This is a genomic window from Terrihalobacillus insolitus (genome assembly GCF_028416575.1).
In the GTDB taxonomy this organism is placed as follows: Bacteria; Bacillota; Bacilli; order Bacillales; family Amphibacillaceae; genus Terrihalobacillus; species Terrihalobacillus insolitus.
Genome location: NZ_JAMQKB010000017.1, coordinates 19,029 through 42,045 on the forward strand (window position 1 = coordinate 19,029; position 23,017 = coordinate 42,045).

At 39.6% G+C, this 23,017-nt stretch carries 19 protein-coding genes; 4 read left to right on the forward strand and 15 right to left on the reverse strand.

Annotated features, from left to right (window positions below; translation table 11 throughout):
* The first annotated feature begins 4 nt into the window (after positions 1–4).
* Positions 5–388, forward strand: coding sequence for a spore germination protein GerPE (locus NC797_RS13885; protein WP_272437404.1), 384 nt, complete (start codon positions 5–7; stop codon positions 386–388).
* A 166-nt stretch (positions 389–554) separates the two neighbouring features.
* Complete coding sequence (locus NC797_RS13890; RefSeq protein ID WP_272437405.1) at positions 555–773, forward strand: spore germination protein; 219 nt, start codon at positions 555–557, stop codon at positions 771–773.
* A 55-nt stretch (positions 774–828) separates the two neighbouring features.
* On the opposite strand, the gene addA is transcribed toward NC797_RS13890, so the two are convergent.
* The 12 genes from addA to NC797_RS13950 form a co-directional block, all read right to left on the reverse strand.
* Positions 829–4,554, reverse strand: a complete 3,726-nt coding sequence (addA, locus tag NC797_RS13895; protein WP_272437406.1) for a helicase-exonuclease AddAB subunit AddA — start codon at positions 4,552–4,554, stop codon at positions 829–831.
* A complete protein-coding gene (gene addB, locus NC797_RS13900; protein WP_272437407.1) occupies positions 4,554–8,045 on the reverse strand; it encodes a helicase-exonuclease AddAB subunit AddB in 3,492 nt (1,163 codons plus the stop codon). Before addB ends, addA begins: the two co-directional genes overlap by 1 nt.
* Before the next feature lie 169 nt (positions 8,046–8,214).
* Complete coding sequence (locus tag NC797_RS13905; RefSeq protein WP_272437408.1) at positions 8,215–8,943, reverse strand: CAP domain-containing protein; 729 nt, start codon at positions 8,941–8,943, stop codon at positions 8,215–8,217.
* Positions 8,944–9,032: 89 nt separating this feature from the next.
* Positions 9,033–9,575 carry a signal peptidase I gene (gene lepB / locus NC797_RS13910; RefSeq protein WP_272437409.1) on the reverse strand — a complete coding sequence of 181 codons (543 nt, stop codon included), beginning with the start codon at positions 9,573–9,575 and terminating at the stop codon, positions 9,033–9,035.
* Positions 9,576–9,641: 66 nt separating this feature from the next.
* The gene (locus NC797_RS13915) at positions 9,642–10,298 is read right to left on the reverse strand and encodes a TVP38/TMEM64 family protein (RefSeq protein ID WP_272437410.1); all 657 of its coding nucleotides are present in this window, start codon (positions 10,296–10,298) and stop codon (positions 9,642–9,644) included.
* Between the two features lie 269 nt (positions 10,299–10,567).
* Positions 10,568–10,984, reverse strand: coding sequence for a hypothetical protein (locus tag NC797_RS13920; RefSeq protein ID WP_272437411.1), 417 nt, complete (start codon positions 10,982–10,984; stop codon positions 10,568–10,570).
* 247 nt (positions 10,985–11,231) lie between these two features.
* Complete coding sequence (locus NC797_RS13925) at positions 11,232–11,747, reverse strand: competence protein ComK (protein ID WP_272437412.1); 516 nt, start codon at positions 11,745–11,747, stop codon at positions 11,232–11,234.
* A gap of 239 nt (positions 11,748–11,986) precedes the next feature.
* The gene (locus NC797_RS13930) at positions 11,987–12,118 is read right to left on the reverse strand and encodes a hypothetical protein (protein WP_272437413.1); all 132 of its coding nucleotides are present in this window, start codon (positions 12,116–12,118) and stop codon (positions 11,987–11,989) included.
* An 82-nt stretch (positions 12,119–12,200) separates the two neighbouring features.
* Complete coding sequence (locus tag NC797_RS13935; protein ID WP_272437414.1) at positions 12,201–13,394, reverse strand: M48 family metallopeptidase; 1,194 nt, start codon at positions 13,392–13,394, stop codon at positions 12,201–12,203.
* A 360-nt stretch (positions 13,395–13,754) separates the two neighbouring features.
* Positions 13,755–15,290 carry a fatty acid--CoA ligase family protein gene (locus tag NC797_RS13940; RefSeq protein WP_272437416.1) on the reverse strand — a complete coding sequence of 512 codons (1,536 nt, stop codon included), beginning with the start codon at positions 15,288–15,290 and terminating at the stop codon, positions 13,755–13,757.
* Positions 15,291–15,597: 307 nt separating this feature from the next.
* On the reverse strand, positions 15,598–16,593 hold the full coding sequence (locus NC797_RS13945; protein WP_272437417.1) for a lipoate--protein ligase: 996 nt from the start codon (positions 16,591–16,593) through the stop codon (positions 15,598–15,600).
* A gap of 72 nt (positions 16,594–16,665) precedes the next feature.
* Entirely contained in the window at positions 16,666–17,397 is a 732-nt protein-coding gene (locus tag NC797_RS13950) for an MBL fold metallo-hydrolase (RefSeq protein WP_272437418.1), read from the reverse strand.
* A gap of 109 nt (positions 17,398–17,506) precedes the next feature.
* Between NC797_RS13950 and yhfH the strand changes: the two genes are divergently transcribed.
* A complete protein-coding gene (gene yhfH, locus NC797_RS13955; protein ID WP_272437419.1) occupies positions 17,507–17,635 on the forward strand; it encodes a protein YhfH in 129 nt (42 codons plus the stop codon).
* 584 nt (positions 17,636–18,219) lie between these two features.
* On the opposite strand, the gene hemY is transcribed toward yhfH, so the two are convergent.
* The 3 genes from hemY to hemE are packed head-to-tail and all read right to left on the reverse strand — an operon-like array spanning position 18,220 to position 21,626.
* Positions 18,220–19,623: a protoporphyrinogen oxidase gene (gene hemY / locus NC797_RS13960; RefSeq protein ID WP_272437420.1), complete on the reverse strand. Its 1,404-nt coding sequence runs from the start codon at positions 19,621–19,623 to the stop codon at positions 18,220–18,222.
* Positions 19,616–20,563: a ferrochelatase gene (hemH, locus tag NC797_RS13965; protein ID WP_272437421.1), complete on the reverse strand. Its 948-nt coding sequence runs from the start codon at positions 20,561–20,563 to the stop codon at positions 19,616–19,618. The genes hemY and hemH overlap by 8 nt, the downstream gene beginning before the upstream one ends.
* Positions 20,564–20,591: 28 nt before the next feature.
* Complete coding sequence (gene hemE / locus NC797_RS13970; RefSeq protein WP_272437422.1) at positions 20,592–21,626, reverse strand: uroporphyrinogen decarboxylase; 1,035 nt, start codon at positions 21,624–21,626, stop codon at positions 20,592–20,594.
* Positions 21,627–21,844: 218 nt separating this feature from the next.
* Between hemE and NC797_RS13975 the strand changes: the two genes are divergently transcribed.
* On the forward strand, positions 21,845–22,981 hold the full coding sequence (locus tag NC797_RS13975; RefSeq protein ID WP_272437423.1) for a zinc-dependent alcohol dehydrogenase: 1,137 nt from the start codon (positions 21,845–21,847) through the stop codon (positions 22,979–22,981).
* The last annotated feature ends 36 nt before the right edge of the window (positions 22,982–23,017 follow it).

The window sequence follows — 23,017 nt, forward strand, 5'->3', positions numbered from 1 at the left end:
GACGATGCATAAACGGACTGCAAACGTTAATCGTATAAAAGTGATCGCTGCATCGAACAGTGCAATTGTTGGCATTGGTGATGTAACATACAGTTCTCCCGTTTCAAACATTATTGCCGTTCAAAAGGAAGGTAATGTGTTCATAAATGAAGAAAACAAATATGATTTTAACAAGTACCCCGTTTTCAGCCGTTCCCCCGCGGAGCATCATGATCATCCGATCCGCGTGCAGGAGGATACAACGCATCATGTACCAGCTATAGGTGTCAACAAGGTCGATGTATATGGAGTAGCATCCTCTTCTATTTTTCAGGTAGGTTCTTTAGGTCATATCGATGCTGAGGCTAGATTAAAGCACATTCGCATCCTTAAGGATGAACAAAAATAATGCTTGACGATATACTATTTGTATAGTGCATGTTCAAAAAGTGGACAATAAGAGGATGTTCAATAAGGGATCTTCGACATTCAAATATAGAAAGATGCACTTTATTTGATTTTCTCCTAAGACCCTTATCTTTTTGTACCAAATTACAACAAAGAAGGTGTGTAATATGCCATCAGTAGTTGGCCCGATTAAAATAAATAGTGTCGGTGGTGGGGTCGTAAACTTTGGTGATAGCTTTTATTTATCGCCAAAAAGTGCTTCCAAGACTAGTTCTGGCTCTGGTGCCTTTAACACTGGCGATTTCATTTGTACGAATAATGGTTTGAATTCCACAAACGTATCCGATCCCGATGTAGCTGACCAAAATACTACAGCAAACGCATAATGGAAAAGGTGCCCTGAAAAACGTTCAGGGCACCTTTCTTGCACAATTTGTATCGTTACAATTCTATCAATAATCCACCATCAAAAAAATATAAATATTTTCCCACTACTGGTTCTTTCCAAATTTCTTCTACTGCTGTAGCGTAGAGATCAAGCTGTGTCTCGTAACGTTTTTTTAGTGTAACTTCTTTGTCCTCATCGGAGCCTTTCGATGGAACGGTATCTGTTTTATAATCGAGAATAATCCAACCACCTTCATGACGAATCGCACAATCAATGACACCTTGAATCAGTACTCGTTCATCTGTGTCGTCGTCCCACTCGGCATATACTTCATTTGCAGGAAGTGTTAAGCTAAACGGCACTTCTCGATAAATAGTTACAGCTTGAATCAATTGTTCACCAATATTTGTTTGGAAAAATTGTTTAATAGCACCAACATCAACTGTATCTGCTTCTTCTTGTGTGATTATTTCTTTTGTTACAATGCCTTGAACGTGTTCTTCTAGCTCAATTGTCGTTAATTTCTTCGTCAATGGTAAGTGCTGCATGACAGCATGCATGGCACTTCCTTTTTCAGCAGCAGTTAGACGTTTCTCCTTTTGCATGAAACGAGGGCGATTTCCAATTGGTGCTTTATACGTTTCGAGCAATTGATCACCACTATATTCGTCCTTCCACTCTCGCTGTCGTTTTAATTCTGTGACAGATTGTTTCGCTCGATAGGTAGAAGCATTCGGATGTGGATATTGATATGCCAGTTTTTTCTCGACAGCTTCATCAAGAGAAGGATCCAAATCGAGTAACGGCTCCCAATTCCGAATGGCTTTTTCTAGGTTGCTTTTATTTGAACCTAAAGGGGATTCTTGCCTAGTAAGCGCACTACCATGCATCAATCGAACATCCCAAGAAGAAACATCGTTTTGAATCTCCTCTGGCACTCGAACACTTACCTTTATTTCATCACGCAACACTTCATTTTGGTGATGACGGATTAAAGCAGGGCCAATCCAATCTAAATAGCTTTTCGATTCTAATCGGTAATGGGCAGGAAGTACCCACTCTGGATGGTCGATTAACTGCTGCCACTTCTCCTGTTTTTTCTCAAAGGACGCAACATTCCCAACCATCACTAATTTTTCTTTAGCACGGGTTAACGCAACATATAGGACGCGCATTTCTTCGGCTAGTAGTTCTCGCTGTTTTTCTTTTTTTAACGCATGAAAAGCAAGAGTTGGGTACATGATCCGCTTTATTGGATCAATATATTTACTTCCAAAACCAAGATCTTTATGAAGCAAGTATTTTTGTTTTATGTCCTGTTGATTAAACTGCTTATCCATTGCACCTAAAATGACGACTGGGAACTCTAATCCCTTACTTTTATGAATCGTCATCATCCGGACGACATCCTCTTGTTCACCAAGTGCCCGTGCCGCGCCAAGATCATCACCTCGTTCTTCCATCCGCTCAATAAATCGTAAAAAGCGGAACAATCCGCGAAATGACGTCGATTCATAGCTTCGAGCCCGATCATAAAGTGCTCTTAAATTTGCCTGACGCTGACGCCCGCCTGGAATCCCTCCAACGAAATCGTAATAGCCTGTCTCTCGATAGATTTGCCAAATTAATTCAGACAATGCACCCTGCCTCGCCCTTGATCGCCACTCGTTTAGTTGATTCAGAAATGAAACGATTCGTGCTATTTTTGGATGACTAGATTGCGCTACAAATGCTTTCAGTGCATCATGATAAGGGGCACGTCTTTTGGCTAAACGAATTTGCGCAAGATCCTCTTCGTTGAGACCCACTATTGGTGATCGCAGAATCGCTGCAAGTGGGATATCCTGTTTCGGATTGTCAATCACCTTCAGCAAACTCAACATCACTTTGATTTCAATTGCTTCTAAATATCCTGTAGACAGTTCGGCATATACAGGGATGCCTTCTTGTTTTAATTCATCCACAATCGTTGGCGCCCAGGTCATGGAACGCAACAGGATCACGATATCTCGATAACGGACATCTCGCTGTACTCCCGTTGCCTTATCGATTACCTGCATAGGGGAAGCCTTATAACCAATCCACTTTTTGATCATACGCGCATAGGTGCGCGCTTCCAATTGAGCTTTTTCTAAATCCTGAAAATCTTCATCCTCTTTGGCATCATCTTGCTCTTCTTCCTTACTTTCTCTGTCGATAATAACAAGTTCAACGTCCGTATCACTATTTGTCAGTTCATCATACATTTTATTTGCATAAATGAGCTCAGCGTCTTCATCATAGTTCATCTCGCCAACTTCTTCATTTAACAGCTGTCTGAAAATATAGTTGGTAGCAGCTAACACCTGCGTTCTACTGCGAAAATTACGAGCAAGGTCGATCCGTTTTCCTGGATGATCCGCCACAGCAAATTCCTTGTATTTGTTTAAAAATAACGTCGGTTCTGCATGTCGAAAACGATAAATACTTTGCTTCACATCCCCAACCATAAACATGTTTCCTGCCCCGTCTTTATTTGAAATCAAGGACAATAACGTTTCCTGTACAAGGTTTGTGTCCTGATACTCGTCCACCAAAACCTCGGTGAACTTTTTCCTGAATTCGGTAGAAACATAGGAGGGAACAATTTGTGATGAATCAGACGACGGATCTACTAAAACCTGTAAACAAAAATGCTCCAAATCAGAAAAATCAACAATCGCCTTTTCTTTTTTAGCTTGTGCATATTTTTCTTTAAATTCCTTTACTAGCACAATCAATTGTTCTACTGTTGGGTACAGTGTCCGCATATCATCAAGATAAGAAGATAGTCTTCTTGAAAACCAATCTTCCGCCAAATCATTCCAGCGCTTTTTGTAGCTATTTCTAAGGCCTTTCAACTTGTCTTTCTTTTCTTCTGAACAATCCACTTTTTTCCGCGACAGTGCCTGGAACTTACTTTCTAAAAAGAGTTTTTGCAAGTCATCCCAAGACAGTTGGAGGCAGCGTTTTGCTTCTGTGATCAAATGTAAATCTGCGTCGATTGCATCCGCATAATGGTAGGGGCCATCGCTCTCTCTCGTTAGATCGAGGGCACTTATTGCTTCAGCCTCCATCGCGTTTAGCTGACTTTGTACTTCTCTTTTTAGAATGGTTAACCATTCTAAATCCGCTTCTTCCACTTGTTCTGGAATATCATACATTGTTGCCATATTGGTGAGCCACTGTCCAGGCCAAGGTTTTTGCATCGCAAATTCATACAGCTTCATCACTAGTTCTTCGACTTCCAAATCACTTCGATCATTCGAAAAACGATCCACGACTGAGAAGAAAGCCGTTTGTTCTTCCCCAACCTTACCATACCAATGTTCAAATAGCTCCTCCATCACTTCTTGTCGAATCATGTCTGCTTCCATATCATCTGCAATTCGAAAACCAGGATCTAAGTCAAGCATATACGCATGGCGCCGAACGACTTCCATGCAAAAGGCGTGCAAGGTCGAAATGGAAGCACGTTGTAATAAAGATAACTGTTTTTTCAAATGGGTTGAGGTGGGGTTTTTTTCCAATGCAGCCTCGATGGCTTGCCCAATTCGGTGTCGCATTTCTTGGGCTGCAGCATTAGTGAACGTTACGACCAATAAGGAGTCAATATCAACCGGATTATTTTTGTCTAATAGTTTCTGAATAATCCGTTCAACTAACACAGCCGTTTTTCCAGATCCAGCTGCGGCTGCAACTAATATGTCCCTGCCGTTTGTATGAATAGCTTCTTCTTGTTCTTTTGTCCAGCTTACCATTAGGAGTCCCCCCTTCGAACGATTGCTTCAATGACTTCCTCGTCCTTCAAATCCTTTAAGCGACGAAAGTTATTTTCTACTAATGATGCATCGAATTGACAAACCGAGTGAAATGAACAATACGCACAGGCTGTTTGCTGTTTTTGTTGGTATGGATTCAAATGGACATTGCCACTTGTCATATCCATGCCTGCCCCGACCATAAGTTCACGAATATACCCTTGCAGCTGTTGAAAAGTCTCTCTTTGTGCAGTATTGGATCCCTTGCGAAGCTCCCCGTTTTTCTTTAGGCCTGCAGGTATGATTTTACTTGTACCACTGTCTAGGCTTGTATCCATCATGCGAATAACCTGCTCATTTTCAACAAGTAACCCTTGCATCTTAAATTTTTTAAAAAGCTCCTGTTCGATTTCCATATCCGTTAACTTCTTGCTTTTTGATAAGATCGGATTATGAACATGAAAATATAGTACACCAGCAGGGGTTGCCTTTTCGCCTAACCATTTTTCTGATTGAGACAGTACGACATCTAAATAGGCCAACATTTGCAATGCTAATCCGTAATAAACTTCGGACAAATTTAAACCCTTTGAGCTAGACTTATAGTCGATGATTCGTAGAAATAATTGTTCTTGATCAATCGCACGGTCAACCCGATCAATACGTCCCCGTAATTGGAGTTCATAGCCATTTGGCAGACTAAGCTTAATCGGTGCCAATTCCTGATTCGGACCAAAACTTAGCTCCAATCCAACGGTTGAAAATTGACTTTGCCTTGCTTGCTCACTTAGTACATATGCAGCTCTAGCAATTACTTCCTGCAACTTTTGTTGAATGTATTGATACCGGTTTGAACTATGCAAAATTTGATGTTGCAAAATTGGCCCAAGACTTTCTACCGCTCTATTAGCATATTGCTTTGCCTGATCTTGGTTCATTTGGGAATAATCTTTCCCCTCTGCTTGCAACCATTCTGTAATTTTCTTCAATGCCTCATGAAAAAGTTGCCCAATGTCTGGGGCATCGAGTTTATATGTTCGGCGTTCTTCCAGCCCAAGACTATAACGAGCAAAGTGTTGATATGAGCAGCGGTGATACATTTCAAGACGGGATACACTTGCTTTCACTTCTTTTGGATACAATTGCTCCGTTGTCTCTTTCGAAAGATATGTTGGTTCATTTTTATAAAATAAGCTTTGTAGAATCGTGTAGGTTGTACTAGATTTGGCATGGTGTTGGATATACCAATTTAATACATTATTCCAAATTGGATCGACCGGATATCCCCTGGCATTTCTTGCTAGCTGTGATGTCAGCGCTGATCTTGTTTTAATAGGCGTTGAAATAAAGCGATCTGCTTCCTTCATTTCATCTGCGTCCTGCAAGAGTAATAGATCTTGGCACGCAGGAAATAGATCTTGTATTCGTTTGATCAGCTGGGATGGGGATTTTGATTTTCCTTCTTCATCACTTAAAGGATAGCTGACCCAAAGGCGATCCTGCGCTGCTGTGAAGGCTAAATAAACATAAAACCAATCATCTAACAGCTGCCGCTTACTACCGTCTGCAAGTTTGATTCCATGTTCGGCTAGTAGTTCTCTTTCTTCTTCTGTGATCATCCCATCGCCAGCAGGCTTCTTCGGCCACACACCATCATTTACACCCAAGAGAAATGCACATTTAATTCCGCCGATCCTTGATCTGTCAATCGTTCCTGTTACAACGTGATCCATGCTAGGAGGAACATGGGCAAATTTCAGTGATTCAAACCCCGACTCTAATGTTGATCGAAAAATGGGTAACGTCATCTCCTCATCGCCTACCATTTCCACGATCTCGTCCATCAATTGAATCACTGCATTCCATACTTGCTCTTGTTCACGTCCGTGTTCGATCCGACCCTGGGAATCCAAGTCATTTCGAATCTTTTCTAGTTGTTTGGGAACTCCAAGAGATTCAAGCCATTCATAGATAGCTTGACACTTTTCTGCAATCGTCTTTGCTTTACTCATCTGTTGCTCGAAAGGTTGAAATGCACGGACAACCTGATAACGGTAGCGATTCATTTTTCGTTGCATGTCCTTCTCTTCATCTGTTTGAGAAGCTTGATCAAATCCTCGAAATCGTTGAAAAATCCATTGTTTATCTCCACACCAGCGGTCTTTTGAACGTATACCGTATTCAAGCACATAGTTTTCTAGCTCATCGATTGCTTCCACGTCAAGTGGATATTTGTTATCTGTAATGGGGATAAAGCCTGTTTTCAGCATTCTAAAAACCGCATCATAGCGCCAATTCCCCTCGATAACATCAAGCCCTGATCGAATCAGTTCTAATAGAGGATGATTCATCATCGTTCTTTTTTCGTCGATAAAGACTGGTATCCCATAGTCTTGAAATACCGTTTTGATCAAATCATGGTATAGTTCGGTTTGTCGAATCAAAACGGCTATATCTTTAAATCGGTATTGTTCTTCTCTAACAAGTCTTAAAATTTCCTGAGCCGCACCTTCGACCTCTGCACGGGGATGAACCGCCTGTGCTAATTGGATCGGTACAGCACCTTCAAAGGTGGGTGATGGTCGGACGTCAAAGTAGTTTTCTAGATGTGCAAAATATGGTCTTTCATCAAAACGACCTGATTCTTGATCGAGATGGACCATTTCATCGATCGTAATTTGGCATTCTTTTGCACTTGAAGTTAATTGTTGATACGTCTCTTTCGTTTGACAAAACAAATCCAACTCCGATATAGGTGCACCAGTCGGATCATCGACTGTTAAGGTGACCGTTACTTGCCTTACTTTCTTTAATAATGCCTCAACCACTTCAAGCTCTTGTGGGGTAAAGCGATGGAATCCGTCAAGATAGATTTCTGAGTCAGAAAGAAAATCAGCTGTTTCGATTTTATCAGCCAACAATCGAAGCTGATCCTCGCTGTCAATATATGTATCCTTCAAGGCATCCATCAGCTTCTCGTAAATAAAGTTCAAATCCTCTAGTTTATGCTGAAGCGCAACTTCTCCAGGATGTTTATGTGTAAAACGATCCATCTGTGCGATTTCCATTTGGAGCATTTCGGGTGTAATCCGGTAACGCTTAAACTCTGTAATCATACCTTCTAATTGCTCAATAAAGCCTTGTTTTTCCATTGCTTTTTGAAAAACATTCCAATCCTGCTTCTTTTCTTCTGCTATTTTTCTTAGCATCATTTGAATACCTGTTGAGCTAATAAACTTCCTTGTGCTACCACCAGTTTCTTGAAGTACTCGCCATGCTAATCTAGAAAAGCTAAACACCTGTGCACGGATACTTCCGTTGATTTTTTTTCTTTTTAGCAAGGAGTATTCCTGTTGAAATGTCATCTGATCTGGAACGATGTAATAAATAGGCGCTCCATTCGGATTGTTATGCAGTTTGTCTTCAATCTCAGCTAGACATCGATCACTTTTTCCTGCGCCTGCTTGTCCAAACAAAAATCGTAATCCCATTTCCGATCCTCCTCTATTGAGGGACGTGAGATTAGGTTACTCGTCCCAGGGAAGGGACAGCGAACCCTATCCGCTGTCCCACTCTACTTCTATTTTATCATGTTTTTATCCTTCATCCTTCTAAAAAAATTAAAAGTAGCACTACTCTTTTGAATAGTGCTACATGGTTTTATTTCTTTATAAACATTTGTGTCCAGTAATTTCCATCTTTTGCAAAGCCAATGCCTATATGAGTAACATCCTTGTTTAAAATGTTTTTACGGTGACCTGGACTATTCATCCAGCCATTAACAACTTCTTTCGGTGTCTTTTGACCTTGCGCAAGATTTTCTGCTGCTGTAGTGTACTGTATTCCAAAGTCTTGCATCATATTAAATGGTGATCCATAAGTTGGTGACGTATGGGAAAAATAATTGTTTGTCGCCATATCCTCTGCTTTCGTTTGGGCTACATTGGTTAACTCTTTATCGGACTTTAGCGGCTGTAATCCTTTTTGTTCTCGTTCTTGATTGGTAAGTGTTACAACTTTTGATTGAAATTCACTTAATGAATTACTGTTCTGACCATTATCTGTTTGTTGATTAGGTTCTGTTTGTTGTTGATTTGATTCTGTTTGTCGATTAGGTTCTGTTTGGGTTCCTTGATCGCGATCGGCTGTTCCGTTATTTTGCCATTGATTTGTGTTTGGGTTTTGAAAAAAGTTTTGTCCCTGTCTTGGATTCATTTGATTATCATACTGATTCCAGCGGTCGTTACCTTGTTGATTATTTGGTCCAAAGTCGACCTGTTGTGGAGTTTGATTGTCATTATTTGGCTCTGCTTGATCTAAATTGTTACCATTATTGTTGCATCCAATTAATACTAGCAAACAAAAGGTAACAACTGATATTATACGCAATTAAATCTCCTCCATTTAGAAATATAATCGTTTATAATATCTACTTTATGTGAAAAATTATGCACATGGGGTTAGGTTCCCATATCCTATTATTCAAATGTTAAACCAAGTTCAGAAACAGGCCAATATCGAATGCCTACCTTTCCAACTACATTCTCAATCGGAACAAAACCAAAATATCTGCTATCGAGGCTTTCCCTACGATTATCCCCCAAAACAAACAACTTGCCTTTTGGCACTTCGGTTAGTCCTGTAGCATCTTTTAAAGTAAAATCCTTTGTTAACGGTGTTTCAACCTGTTTTTTAAAAGGCTCTAAATAGGCTTCTTTCACTTTATTTCCATTGATAAATAATTGGTCGTTTTTATAAGATAATTGATCTCCAGGTAATCCAATCACTCTTTTTACATAATCTTCCTTTTCATTTGCACGGAACACGATCACGTCAAATCGATTTATGTCTTGTATATCATATAAGAATTTATTAACCATTAATAAATTGCCATCATGAAGTGTAGGCTCCATTGATTTTCCTTCGACTACATAGCTTGCAAACAAATAGGAACGAAAAAGCACGGCCAATATAATTGCAAATAAAACAGTACGGATCACTCTCCAAAAACCTCGTAACATAGCGTTTCCTCCATCAATCCCTTTTTGAAAATTCTCTTATATCCATTTTACCCTTGGAAACCTTTTTTAACCATGTTTTTGTTCGACAATAGCCTGTGCTTTCGCCTTTTTGTGCAGTCTTTTTTCGATAAACTTCCCAACGATCCAAAAAAGCAATATACCCGCCCCTACTACAATCGTTCTCATTGGATTTTTCGCAAATGACATTATGCTCGCACCGACATAGGAGATGGTAAAAATCATCACCGATTTCCCGAGTAAAACAGCTAATATAAATTGATAGATGTTTATTTTCGATAATCCTGCGACAACATTTATGATCCCCGAGGGTGAAAACGGGAAGCACATAAGAAGAAATAAAGGACCAAATCCGTGTTTGTCAAACCAAGTCGTCACTTTTGTTACCTGTTTATTCCGCCTGATAAAGCGAAACAGGCGTTTATTTCCAAGCTTTTTAACCATTAAAAATACGACAATTGCTCCTCCACTCGCACCAATCCATGATAATATAAAACCCTCAAATAAGCCATATGCGGCAGAGTTTGCCATTACAAACACAACAAGCGGCAAAAATGGCAATAACGCTTCAATGAAAGGCAAGGCAACACCTGGTATGGGACCGTAACTTTCATACGTATCCAAAAGCCTCTGTAGAAATTCATCAAATGTATTGTTTTCGACCATCTGCTTTATGTCAGATAGATCAATATTAAATAAGAACATATGTATAAAATCCTCTCACCATCAGCTGATTGTTTTGAACCACACTTTATTAGTTTTCCTATTTTAATTGTAATGTAAACACAAAAATTTGCCTATACATGTTTGTCATTTATCTGACCATTCTTAAATGGATGATGGAGGATTCAGGGCAAAACAAGCTATTACAGTTCATTTTTATGTTTATGCGGATTCACCGATGATATGTGGACTCTTATTCGTTATATGCGGACTGATTATGAATGAATCAACTCATTTGATCACATCCACTTTTAGTCCCCTTTTTCCTCTTCAATTATTTGGTTTAAGTCCTGTTGATTAGCTTCACCAAGCTGATTAAGCAGATCACTGACATTGTAGTTAATACCTAGTGATTCGATTTCAATTACCGTATCTTCCCCAACCTTTTTTATAAAAAAATCTTCCGTTTGGATTGCGTTGAATAATAGTTGTATCACATTACCGTCGATTAACTCTGATCCACTCCCGGCCAAGTTTGCACCTTTATCCATAACTTCCTTCGGTGAAAAACCAAAGAAGAGCACCAACACCAGACCAACCATTACAAGAATCGATGCCAATCGAAATAAGGACTTCACAATTGAAATGACAATCATTATCATAATGATCGTAGCTACTAGTCCTAATATCGGATACGAAGACAAACTACTTAATAGAGATGATTCCATTATATTTCTCCTTTCTAAATGAAAAAGGCTCCATATCCATTATTTTCTTACAAAAACATTCTTTTTAAACATTTATTTGAAATTAAACTCTTCATTAGTGTCATTGAGAGGTAAAAAAAAGACAAATCCGCCTTGGATTCATCTTCTATGTACATAAAGGTCTACCACTTTTCATTTTTAATATTTTTGTTATGAGAGCAATTTGGAAATTGTTTTCTGTCTTTTACTCCACTAGAATCTGCACAACTTAAAAAGGTTCAGCAACTCTATCGGCTTGATTTTTCCATAAGTACTTTATTCGCTTGTCCAGAAGATAACGAAATTGCGCTGTGCGCTGCACTTGATTCAATATTGATCCGTAAGATACGCTGACAATAATACTTTTTCCATTTTTAAAATAAATGTGCGTGGCGTTCTGAGATTCTCGCTCAATGTTATCAATATGTGAGTGCGAGATCCAGGAACAGTTGGGGCTCTGTGGTGAAGATGTGGGAAAGAAATACATCCCACTTGTGGGGTCAATGGAGATCGGAGCTTTATGCGTAATCCCGCAGACGTCCTTTGTTCCTTCCTGCCTACCTTTTAAGCTGCTACCAAAAAACTTACAAGCAAGATCGATTACCTTGCTAGGGGTTTGATGGATGATAAAGCTGTCATTGTCTTCCATCAGTCTAGCGGTTGGATGGCCATTTCTAGTTTCTTCTGCAATAATTGCAATCGTTAATGGTGTAACTTCGTATTTAATTTTCGCTTCATTTAGCATGTTATATGAACGTCCCTTCCATTGTTGTTAAATGAAAAAGTGAAAGACCTATATATAATTTAACAGATTATAGAAGAAATAGGAACAATTATTTTATTTATTTTTCAAAAAATTCGACAAATCACCTCATTTTTAGCAAATTTGTCATTTCGAGTGTAAACTTTTTTCCTTTTCCTTCAATATGCCTTAATGAAGATCACACTTTTTGATTATGTTAAGAACACTATTTTAATTTCCGTTCACAATGTTTCACCTTTTTGCAGACGATCATCTCTTTCTGTTTGGAAAATTGTTTTGGGATCGACACCAAAGTCTGGATTCAGTAAGGTGTATGTCTCAAGTTCTCCAAGAAGCTCATTTTCACGTTTCATTATTGGATTTCCTCCTTTTTAATTCTTAGTATGTACATTTATTCCAAAGTTAACCAAGAAAAAATGACCTCAATGGAACAGGTCATTTTTTTCGTTGATCTAACTCCTGTCTAACTTGTAAAATCCTGTTCTGAATCATTGGATGGCTGTAGCGGATCCACTCTATCCAAATGGATGGACTAATATCACTTTTTGATTGTAATGCCATTTTTTTGTATGCACTAATTCCGGGCTCTAATTCCTTTGTGTTCTCAATTGCATAGGTGTCTGCAGATCGTTCCATTTGTCTTGAAACATACAAAGAGATTGGCTGCGTTAGCATTAAAAGAATAGATAAGATTAGTAATAACGTTGGAATTGCGCGTAGGTCATGTTTACTGCGGAATGTTTTTGTGTGCACTCGTCTACCCCAAATTCTCTCGTAAATAACTGCTGTCAAGAAAAACAAAACGAAGCTAAGAATTATATAACCCGCAACACCAAAGTAGACATGTTTTTTTACGTAATGACCTATTTCATGGGCCAAGATAAACAAAATTTCCTCATCTGTCATTCCTTTAATCGTTGTATCCCAAAGTACGATACGTGCACTTCCCATAATTCCAGCTACATAAGCATTATAGGTCGAGGTTTTCGCACTCATATTCACCTGTAAAAGTGTAGCATCCTCTATGCCCACCTCTTCTGTTAATGTTTCAATTTTGTCCCTTAATGCACTTTCCTCAAGTGGCTCAAAATCTTCATATAAAGGGTCGATCCATATTGGCTGAATATAAGCAACAAAAATAGCAATTGGCAGTGCGATTAACCAGAGTATCAACCACCAGGCTTTGGCAAACTTTTTGATCACGACTCGAGTAATGATTAATCCAACAGTAAATACCAACCACATCAAGAGGAAATCAAGACCTAACTCATACGTCCAATCTCCAATAGGTTGATTACTAATTCCTTCCTGACGTGTAATCCAAAACCACACCAAATCGAATGGCAATTTTACCAATGTATATGTAAGGAGAAGTAGACCAGAGTATATGGAAGTTTGAATCCAAACCCTCTTTACGTTTGACTCTACGAAATTCGCCAAAAAAATGTGGCCGTTTTTTTTAATTACACTATATAAAAACAGGATTTCAAGCGGAAAAGTAGAGAAAAACATTGCATGTCCGAAAACGGCATAGTTCGATTTACTAAACGTTTCAAGTGGGTAAAAGAATAAAAAATAGCTCCAGATGATGGCAAGGTAAATGGTATACAGTCCAAAAATCTTTTTCATTACTTCCTCCTTGATTCGTAATCTGCTTTTTTTGGTATATTTTAATGAACCAGCGCGTGTTCATAAGTCGTCAAATTAGTTTTGTTGAATTATCGCACAACCCCTATGGCAACTGTAGCATGATCTATTCCATATTTCCAAATTTACAAAGAAAAAACCCCTGTCACCATAGTATGACAAGGGAGCTTTCTTATTACTAGAGGTTGTTCAAAAAGTCACCAAATGATAAGCTGCGCATCTCTTCGTTGGCTTGTTTTTCCAGTGCTCATGTAGGTTATGTCTACACTGCGCTCCTCAAAACTACGCCGCCTTGACCTGCTTGCTTCTAATTTGCCGACTTTTTGAACACGCATTACTAGTCTATTTATTAACCTTTTCCCGTAAGTTTCTCCGTAATATTTTGCCTGTTGTATTTTTTGGCAATTCTTCTAGAAATTCTATTTTCTGTGGTACCTTATACTTAGCCAGACGTTCTTGACAAAAAGCTTTCAAGTCTTGTTCGGTTAAGGCATTGTTTTTTGTTACGATATAACCAGCAACTGCTTCCCCGGTATCGGCATCTGGTAAACCAACGACTGCTACCTCTGATATATCAGGGTGACTGTAAAGTACCTCCTCCACCTCACGCGGATAGACGTTATAGCCCCCAACAAGGATCATATCCTTTTTTCGATCGACAATATAAAAATAGCCATCATCATCCATTCGTGCCATGTCTCCTGTATAAAGCCAACCGTTCTTTAACGTAACAGCTGTTTCTTCTGGCATTTTATAATACCCAGTCATGACGTTTGGTCCTTTAACAACGAGCTCTCCAACCTCACCTACTGGAAGCTCTTCACCAAGTTCATCGACCACTTTATTCTCTACATTCATGATACTAGTTCCAATAGAACCTGGTTTTCTCGGCCGATCCAGTGGATTGAAGCATGTTACAGGAGACGCTTCGGATAAGCCATACCCCTCGGAAACGGTTACATTAAATTTTTGTTCAAATTTTTCAAGTAGAGCTACAGGCATTGCTGCTCCACCAGAAATACATAGACGAATTGTTTCTAGGTCTTTCACGTGTTCTCCTGGTGTTTGAAGCAAGTAATTATACATTGTTGGAACACCCGCAAATACAGTAGCTTGCTGTTTGCGAGCAATCTCGAAAACGGCTTGTGGTGAAAATTTGGACACAATTAGGATCGTTCCACCGTTCATTAATGGTGCATTTAATGAAACCGTTAAACAGAAAACATGAAACATCGGGAGGGCTGCAATGACACGATCTCCTTCGTTAATATTTAAATAATCGGCTGTATCCTTTGCATTGGAATACAAATTTTTATTTGTTAGCATAGCACCTTTTGGTTTGCCAGTTGTACCTGAAGTATACAAAATGACGGCTACATCATGATCATTTAATTGTAATCGATCCTTTTCCAACTCCCCGTCTTGAACTAGCTGTGAAAACGATTGCATTTTGTCGGATATTGAACTACCAGTTAAGTCATTAGCGCCAGTTTCTACGATGATGTAGTGCTCAATGGATGGAATTGTGTCCACAAATCCTTCAAAGCTTTTAACAAACAAATCCATCGTAATGACGCCCTTGACATCCCCATCTTTTAGAATGTAGCCAATTTCATCTGGTGTGTAGATAGGGTTGATCGGAATGACAGTCACCCCAATTCTTATTGCCCCATATAGTCCAATGATAAAGTGTGGACTGTTACCAGTAACCAATGCAAGATGGTCCCCCTTTTCATAACCAAGCTTTTTAAGGCTTGAGGCAAATTTGGTTACGGCTCCTTCCAATTCCTGATACGTCGTTTCAGCATTATGAAATACATATGCAACCTTATTCGGCTTTTCTTTCGCAATCACTGACAGCTGATCAGCTAAATTCATTCTCCATCCCCTCCCTTTATGAATGAATAGTCATTCATTTACCGTGCAACTATAATTATAGATTATTAGGAAACGTTAGGCAAGTATAGGAACAGTTCTGCTGCTATCAAAACAAGGGATTACAATGTGTCTGCATTGCGGTATGCTCCATTAGACACCTTCTTTTAAGAGGCTTCAAAAAATCACCAAATGATAAACGCCGCCTCGACCTGCTTGGCGATGCACAGAACGTGCTAGTGTCGACGTTACCACAGGACGTGGCGACATTAGTAGACCTTCTCAATTACCGACTTTTTGAACACGCATTTTAATAAATCAAATCGATAAATTCTTCCTTTGATATATTGCCAAGATAGTGCTTAATATCAATGTCAGCTAATGCTTCTTCCACTACTTTCCGTTCATGCCGAACACCAATTAACTTCTCTTCTATATCACGCACTTCTCCGACACCAAAGAAATCACCAAATATTTTGCAGTTCTCGATGGTGCCATTTTTAACATCCAAACGAACGTCTACTAAGCCTGCATCAAATTTATGCGACTGCTGAATGTTGAATTTCGGGGATTTCCCATAATTCCAGTCCCAATTTTGATAACGCTCTTTGGATAATTGGTGGATATTTTTCCAGTCCTGATCGGTGAGCTTATAGGTCGGCACGTCTTTTACATCCTCTACATCAAAAATGTAGCGCAAAAGCAGGTTTTTAAATTGATCCATTAAGATTTTTTCTTCCAGAAATTCCGAAATATTTGCGACACGACTTCGGATCGATTTGATGCCTTTAGACTTAATTTTTTCAGCCTTTACATTTAAAGCTGATACGACATTTTCTATTTCAGAATCAAGCATAAGTGTACCGTGACTGAACATTACACCACGAGTAGAAAACTGGGCATTCCCTGAAATTTTCCGGCCATCAACCACAATATCATTTCTGCCCTTGAGCTCAGCATTTACGCCTAATTTATGCAATGCATCTGTCACTGGCTTTGTGAACTTCGCGAAGTTATGGAAGCTATCCCCATCATCCTTCGTAATAAAACTAAAGTTCAAATTACCAAGATCGTGGTAGACTGCACCACCCCCAGACAAACGTCGAACAACATTAATTCCATTCTCATCGACATAGTTTGTATTAATTTCTTCAATGGTATTTTGGTTTCTTCCAATTATAATGGACGGTTCGTTCACATAGAATAACAAATACGTATCATCTTTTCCAAAGTTTTTTAGCACATATTCTTCAATTGCTAAATTTATACTAGCGTTTGTAATTCCTTCATTATCGATAAATTTCATAAATGTCACTCTCCTCCTTTATCTTATTTTTATTGTAGTTAAATTAAATGGAATAAACAACAAAAGGGCTTGTTATGTACTCCAAACAAACCCTTCGTATGCAAGCTGGACGGACCCGCTGTAAAACGCTTTTGCTTCGTTAATTAATTGTTTATGTTCACCAAAGTGTGGTAAGTGACTAAGCAATAGCTGTTGTACATTTGCTTTTGCAGCAATGGTTGCACCCTCTCTACTGTTCATGTGACCTGCCTTTGTTCCATCTTGGCTTTCATAAAAATTGCAGTCTGTAATCAGTAAGTCCGTATCTTGGCTAAATGGAATCCATTCCTCCTGATAACTTGTGTCAGCAGTGTAAACAATGGTTTGATCTCCATCTGTAATACGCATACCATAGCAAGGAACAGGATGAATCGTTTTTAAAAAGCTAAATTGAAATGGCCCTAGTTCTAACGGATTGCTAGGATCATATGAAATCCCTTTTGTAAATTGGTGTGACAAACTTTGGAATTGTTGTTCATCATCACGATGGCCATATATTGGTAAAATTCTCTCTGTTTGATGTAATGTATTTTGTACGAGCAATAAATACTGAAGCACCCCAACATCGGCTACATGATCATTGTGGTAATGGGACAAAATAACAGCATCAAGATCCATCACATTCTTATATAATTGTAAACGTGACAGAGCCCCGCTTCCACAATCGATTAAACAACTAAACCCATCTTTCTCCAATAAATAGCTTGATGTAGCAGCTTCCGCCTCGGGGTATGCACCCCAGTAACCGATTACTGTTAATTTCATTTCCAACCACCTCTTCCAGTATTTTTTAATTGTTATAAAACAGTATATTGATTTTTTATTATTGTTATACTACAATAGATATAACAAAACATCATGGAGGGGATATCTTTTGCAAAACGTTCTTGAGTTCTTTCGTAACTTGCCTCGTAAAAAGTGTCAACAATGTGGAAATGATATTCATGAAAAAGCGGATTGCTATGGAAACGTATGCGACAGCTGCGATCATCCTGCCAGATAAACTTAGCATGAACCAACTGTTGAAATAAAATCGAGTAAAAAACGAGAAATTCTAATTGCCGAATAAGGGTCTCTGAGTCCGCTAAACCTTGCAAAACCACGGATTTTTGCCAAATAAGGGCCTCTCAGTCCGCTAAACTCGTCAATACCACGATTTTTTGCTAAATAAGGGCCTCTCAGTCCGCTAAAAGTTCGATGCGGACTGAGAGACCCTTATTTTCGGAAAATAGCCTGTTTTTCTTAGTTTAGCGGACTCACAGGACGCTATTTGCTCGGAATGGGCTATTTATGGCTGGATTTTAAGCAATTAACGGCCTCTCAGTCCGCTAAACCTGTCAAAACCACGGATTTTTGCCGAATAACGGCATCTCAGTCCGCTAAAAAATTCAATGCGGACTGAGAGGCCCTTATTTTCGGAAAACAGCCTGATTTCCACGGTTAAGCGGACTCACATACCGTTATTTGCTCTAAATAGGCTAATGGTGGCTGGATTCTAGGCAATTAACGGCCTCTCAGTCCGCTAAACCTGTCAAAACCACGGATTTTTGCCGAATAACGGCCTCTCAGTCCGCTCCAGCTCCTACTTCATTTGTTCAAATAACGGATTACCTTCTCGACCGTCTCCACACCTTGATCAATGCAATCTGGTATACCGATGCCTTCATAGGAGCTTCCTGCTATAAATACACCTGGCAAATGCTTATCTATATCGGTTTGCACTTGGGCTAGACGCTGTTTATGCCCGACGGAATATTGTGGCATTGCATTTTTCCAGCGAGACACAATGGAAAATTCTGGTTCTTGGGTAATGTTCATTATTTTATTTAGATCATGCAGTACAATTGCAACGATGTCCTCATCAGACAAATCAACGACACCTTCGTCTCCAGGACGGCCAACATAACAGCGGAGTAATACTTTTCCCTCAGGAGTCGTTGATGGCCATTTCTTATGTGTCCACGTACATGCAGTGATCCGGTAATCACTGTTTCTGGAAACAACAAAGCCTGTACCATCGATGTCCTTTTTTATCGCCGAAGCGTCAAAAGCCATCGCGACCGTTGCAACAGAGGTTGCAGCCATTTCTTTAAGTGGTTCCATAAATGTGTATTGACTTAACATTCTTTGTGCAGCAAAGTGTGGGGTTGCTAATACAACAGCATCTGCTTTGTGCACCTTGCCTTCTCCTAAAAGCAAATGGTATCCTTGATCTTTTTTTTCAATATGATCAACAGAAGTTCCTTTCATTACAGTGTCGTCACCAAGCTGGGCTTCCACCGCTGCGACTAATGACTCCAGACCATTTTCAAGCGATAAAAACATGCCAGTCTTTTTCGCTTTTTGTTTTTTGAGTTTCGGCATTGTACGCTGCAGGCCTCTCACAACACTGCCATGCTCTTGCTCCAGCTTATAAAAATTCGGAAAAGTTGCCATTAGACTCAAGTCATCGATATCGCTCGCATAAATGCCAGACAATAATGGCTCAATTAAATTTTCAACCAGTTCATCTCCAAGTCTCCGTCGAAAAAAGCCACCAACAGACTGATCTGCCACTGGCTTGCTTTTAGGTAAAACAAAGTCCAATCCAGCACGCAATTTGCCTTTTGGAGAAAAAATAGTAGACAATAAAAATGGGCGTACTTGAGTTGGAACCCCCATAAAGGAACCTTTTGGCATCTTATGCAGATTGTCACCTACTAAAATATAAGATTGTCCCGTACCATTTCTTATGAATTCCCCTTCTAATCCAACCTCTTTTGCTAGTTTGGCTGCGGATTCTTTTCGAGCTAAAAAGGAGTCGGGACCACGTTCGATCGTGAATCCGTTTTTACTTTCCGTTTTTATTTTTCCACCTAAACGGTCACTCTCTTCTATTAAGTTCACTTGATAAGGGAGTTGTTTTTCTGTGATTTCTTTTTTAAGGTAAAAAGCAGCAGCTAATCCAGTGATGCCACCACCGATCACTGCGATTTGTTTATGCTCAGTCATTTTTATCAAGACTTTCCCATTTTTTCACTACTACTTCGGCTAACGTGTCAATAAATGCTGGGGCCACATTGGGCATTTCCGGACGATAATAAGTTGCTCCAAGTTCGTCACAAATCACCTTGCACTCATAATCATTGTCATATAACACTTCCAAATGGTCAGCCACAAAACCAACTGGCGCATAAACAAAGGTACGATAACCTTTTTCGTTATACAAATCTCTCGTTAAATCCTGTACATCTGGACCTAACCATGGATCTGGAGTGTTTCCCTCGCTTTGCCAGCCTAACTCATAGTTTTTAATACCTGTAGCTTCAGAAATGAGTTCTGCTGTTCGCTTTAGTTGATCTGGATATGGATCACCGTTTTGCAAGATTTTTTCTGGCAAACTATGGGCAGAAACGATTAATACGGCGCTTTCCTTTTCGCCCGTACTCATTTTTGCATATTCTTTGTTAATTGCTTGTGCCCAATAGTCGATAAACCCAGGCTCGTCGTACCAGCTTTCAACTGACATAATAGTAGGCTTACCATGCTTATCTGCTTCTGCTTGAGCCCGTCCAATATATGATTTAACACTAAAGGTGGAGTAGTGTGGAGCAAGTACGATCGAAACAGCTTCCTCGATTCCATCTCTCGCCATTTGCTCTACCGCTTCTTCGATAAAAGGCTCTATATGCTTCAAACCGATGTAATGAATAAACTCCACTTCATCCTGAACCTCGTTTAAACGTGCTTCAAGCGCCTCTGCCTGTTGCTTGGTGATTTTAGCAAGTGGAGATATGCCGCCAATTGCTTTATATCTCTCCGTCAAATCTTTCAGCATTTCTGGAGTCGGTTTTCTGCCATGTCGAATGTCTGTATAATAACGTTCAATATCTTCTTCCTTGTATGGTGTTCCGTACGCCATCACAAGGATTCCTACTTTTTTCTTTGCCACAATTAACACCTCTTACATCTTTTTCATTTCATTTTTTTGAATAAGTATGAATAATCTCTGTAAGTTTTTTTAAGGTTTCTGGTTTTATCTCTGGTGTCACACCATGACCGAGATTGAACACATGATTTTGTTGTTCTGTTCCCTCATCCAATATTGCTTTTGTGCGTTGTTCGATTATATCCCAGTCAGCTAAAAGTATAGCTGGATCTAAGTTGCCCTGTAACGTTTTGGTGATCCCCAATTCACGTGCCTCTTTTATGGACATACGCCAATCCAGACCTAAAACGTCAACGGGTAAGTCGTTCCATTCCAACACCAAATGGCGTGCTCCAACCCCAAATAGGATAAGTGGTACGCCTTCATCTTTAAGCTCGGTAAAAATTCGCGTCATTACTGGTTTAATATACTTTCGGTAATCTGGCGCATTTAGAGCACCAACCCATGAATCAAAAATCTGAATCGCCTTAGCACCAGCATTTATTTGTGCTTTCACATAAGTGATCACCATATCTGCCAGCTTATCCATTAACGCAAACCAAGTAGCCTCATCATTGTACATCATCGCTTTTGTCTTATGGTAGTTTTTTGAAGGTCCCCCTTCCACCATGTAGCTTGCTATCGTAAATGGAGCCCCGCTGAATCCAATTAAAGGGACATCTAGTTGTTCTTCTGTTAACAACCGAATCGTGTCGAGCACATAGGGCACGTCCGACTCTGGATTGATCTTCCCTAATTTTTCAACGTCCTGTGCATTTTTTATTGGGTTATGAATGACAGGACCAATTCCTTTTTGAATTTCCACATCCACACCAATTGCTGGTAATGGCGACATAATATCTTTATAAAGAATAGCGGCATCTACACCGTATTGTTCTACAGGTAACCGTGTCACATAGGCACATAGTTCAGGTTGATGGGTAATCTCAAACAGGGAGTATTTTTCTTTTAGCTCGCGATATTCCTTTTGAGACCGACCGGCCTGACGCATATACCACACAGGTGTGTAATCCGTTTTTTCACCTTTGAAAGCTTTTAATATCGTTTCGTTTATTTTTCTAGCCATTTTTATTCACCTTTATTCGTGTAATACGTATTATCCATTTTATTATCCATTTATCACTATAACGATTTATTTCCTTTATGTATAGCAATTAAAACCAACTGTCACGATATTGTAGGAATTTAGTCGGATCCTGTCGTTTCTTCGCTCTTCATTTTGAAATAAATCTTGCAAAAAATGTAAAGCATATAAGGGACTACGAATAAAAAGGAGAAAAATACATGAAAGCGGTAACCTTCCAAGGAATAAAGGATGTAAAAGTAAAAGAAGTCGCAAATGCAAAAATTGAAAATCCAGATGACATTCTTGTTCGTGTAACAAGCACGGCTATCTGTGGATCTGATTTACACCTCGTTCATGGGATGGTTCCCAATTTTCCTGAGGACTATATTATTGGTCATGAACCGATGGGGATTGTGGAAGAGATTGGTTCAGAGGTAACACGCGTAAAGAAAGGGGATCGCGTCATTGTTCCTTTTACAATTGCATGTGGTGAATGCTATTATTGTCAACATCAATTAGAAAGCCAATGTGATCAATCCAATCCCAATGGTGAAGCAGGTGCATACTTCGGTTATTCAGGTACATTTGGTGGTTACCCTGGCGGACAGGCCGAATTGCTCCGCGTCCCATACGGAAATTTTACCCCTTTTGTCGTTCCCGAAAATTGTGAACTAGAGGATGAGAAGCTACTTTTTTTATCCGACATTGTCCCTACAGCCTATTGGGGGATTGAGCAAGCGGAGGTCAAAAAAGGGGATACAGTTGTCGTGTTAGGCTGTGGTCCAGTTGGATTGCTTGCACAGAAATTTGCATGGATGAAAGGTGCAGAACGTGTCATCGCTGTCGACTATGTGCAATACAGATTAGAGCATGCTAGAAAGACAAATAGAGTGGAAACGTTTGATTTTTCCATTGAAAAAGATCTAGGCTCGATAATCAAAGAAATCACTGGTGGTGGTGCGGATGCGGTAATAGATTGTGTAGGTATGGACGGTAAAAAAAATGCAGCCGAATTAGTCGAAACTGCACTCAAGCTGCAAGGAGGCTCGATGGGTGCGATTCAGCTAGCGAGTCAAGCGGTCCGAAAAGGTGGAATAGTAAGTATCGTTGGTGTTTATGGGACAAGATACAACGCCTTTCCGTTAGGGGATTTTTTCGCACGGAACATTACACTGAAAATGGGGCAAGCACCAATTATTCATTTTATTCCAGACCTTTACAATAAAATTGTCAAAGAAGAATTTGACCCGACAGATATCATTACACACCGTTTACCTTTGGAGCAGGCCCAGCATGGCTATGATATTTTTGATGAAAAACACGATGATTGCATTAAAGTGGTGTTGAAACCATAATATAGGGAGAATATATTTTGCTCGAGAGGGGTTATG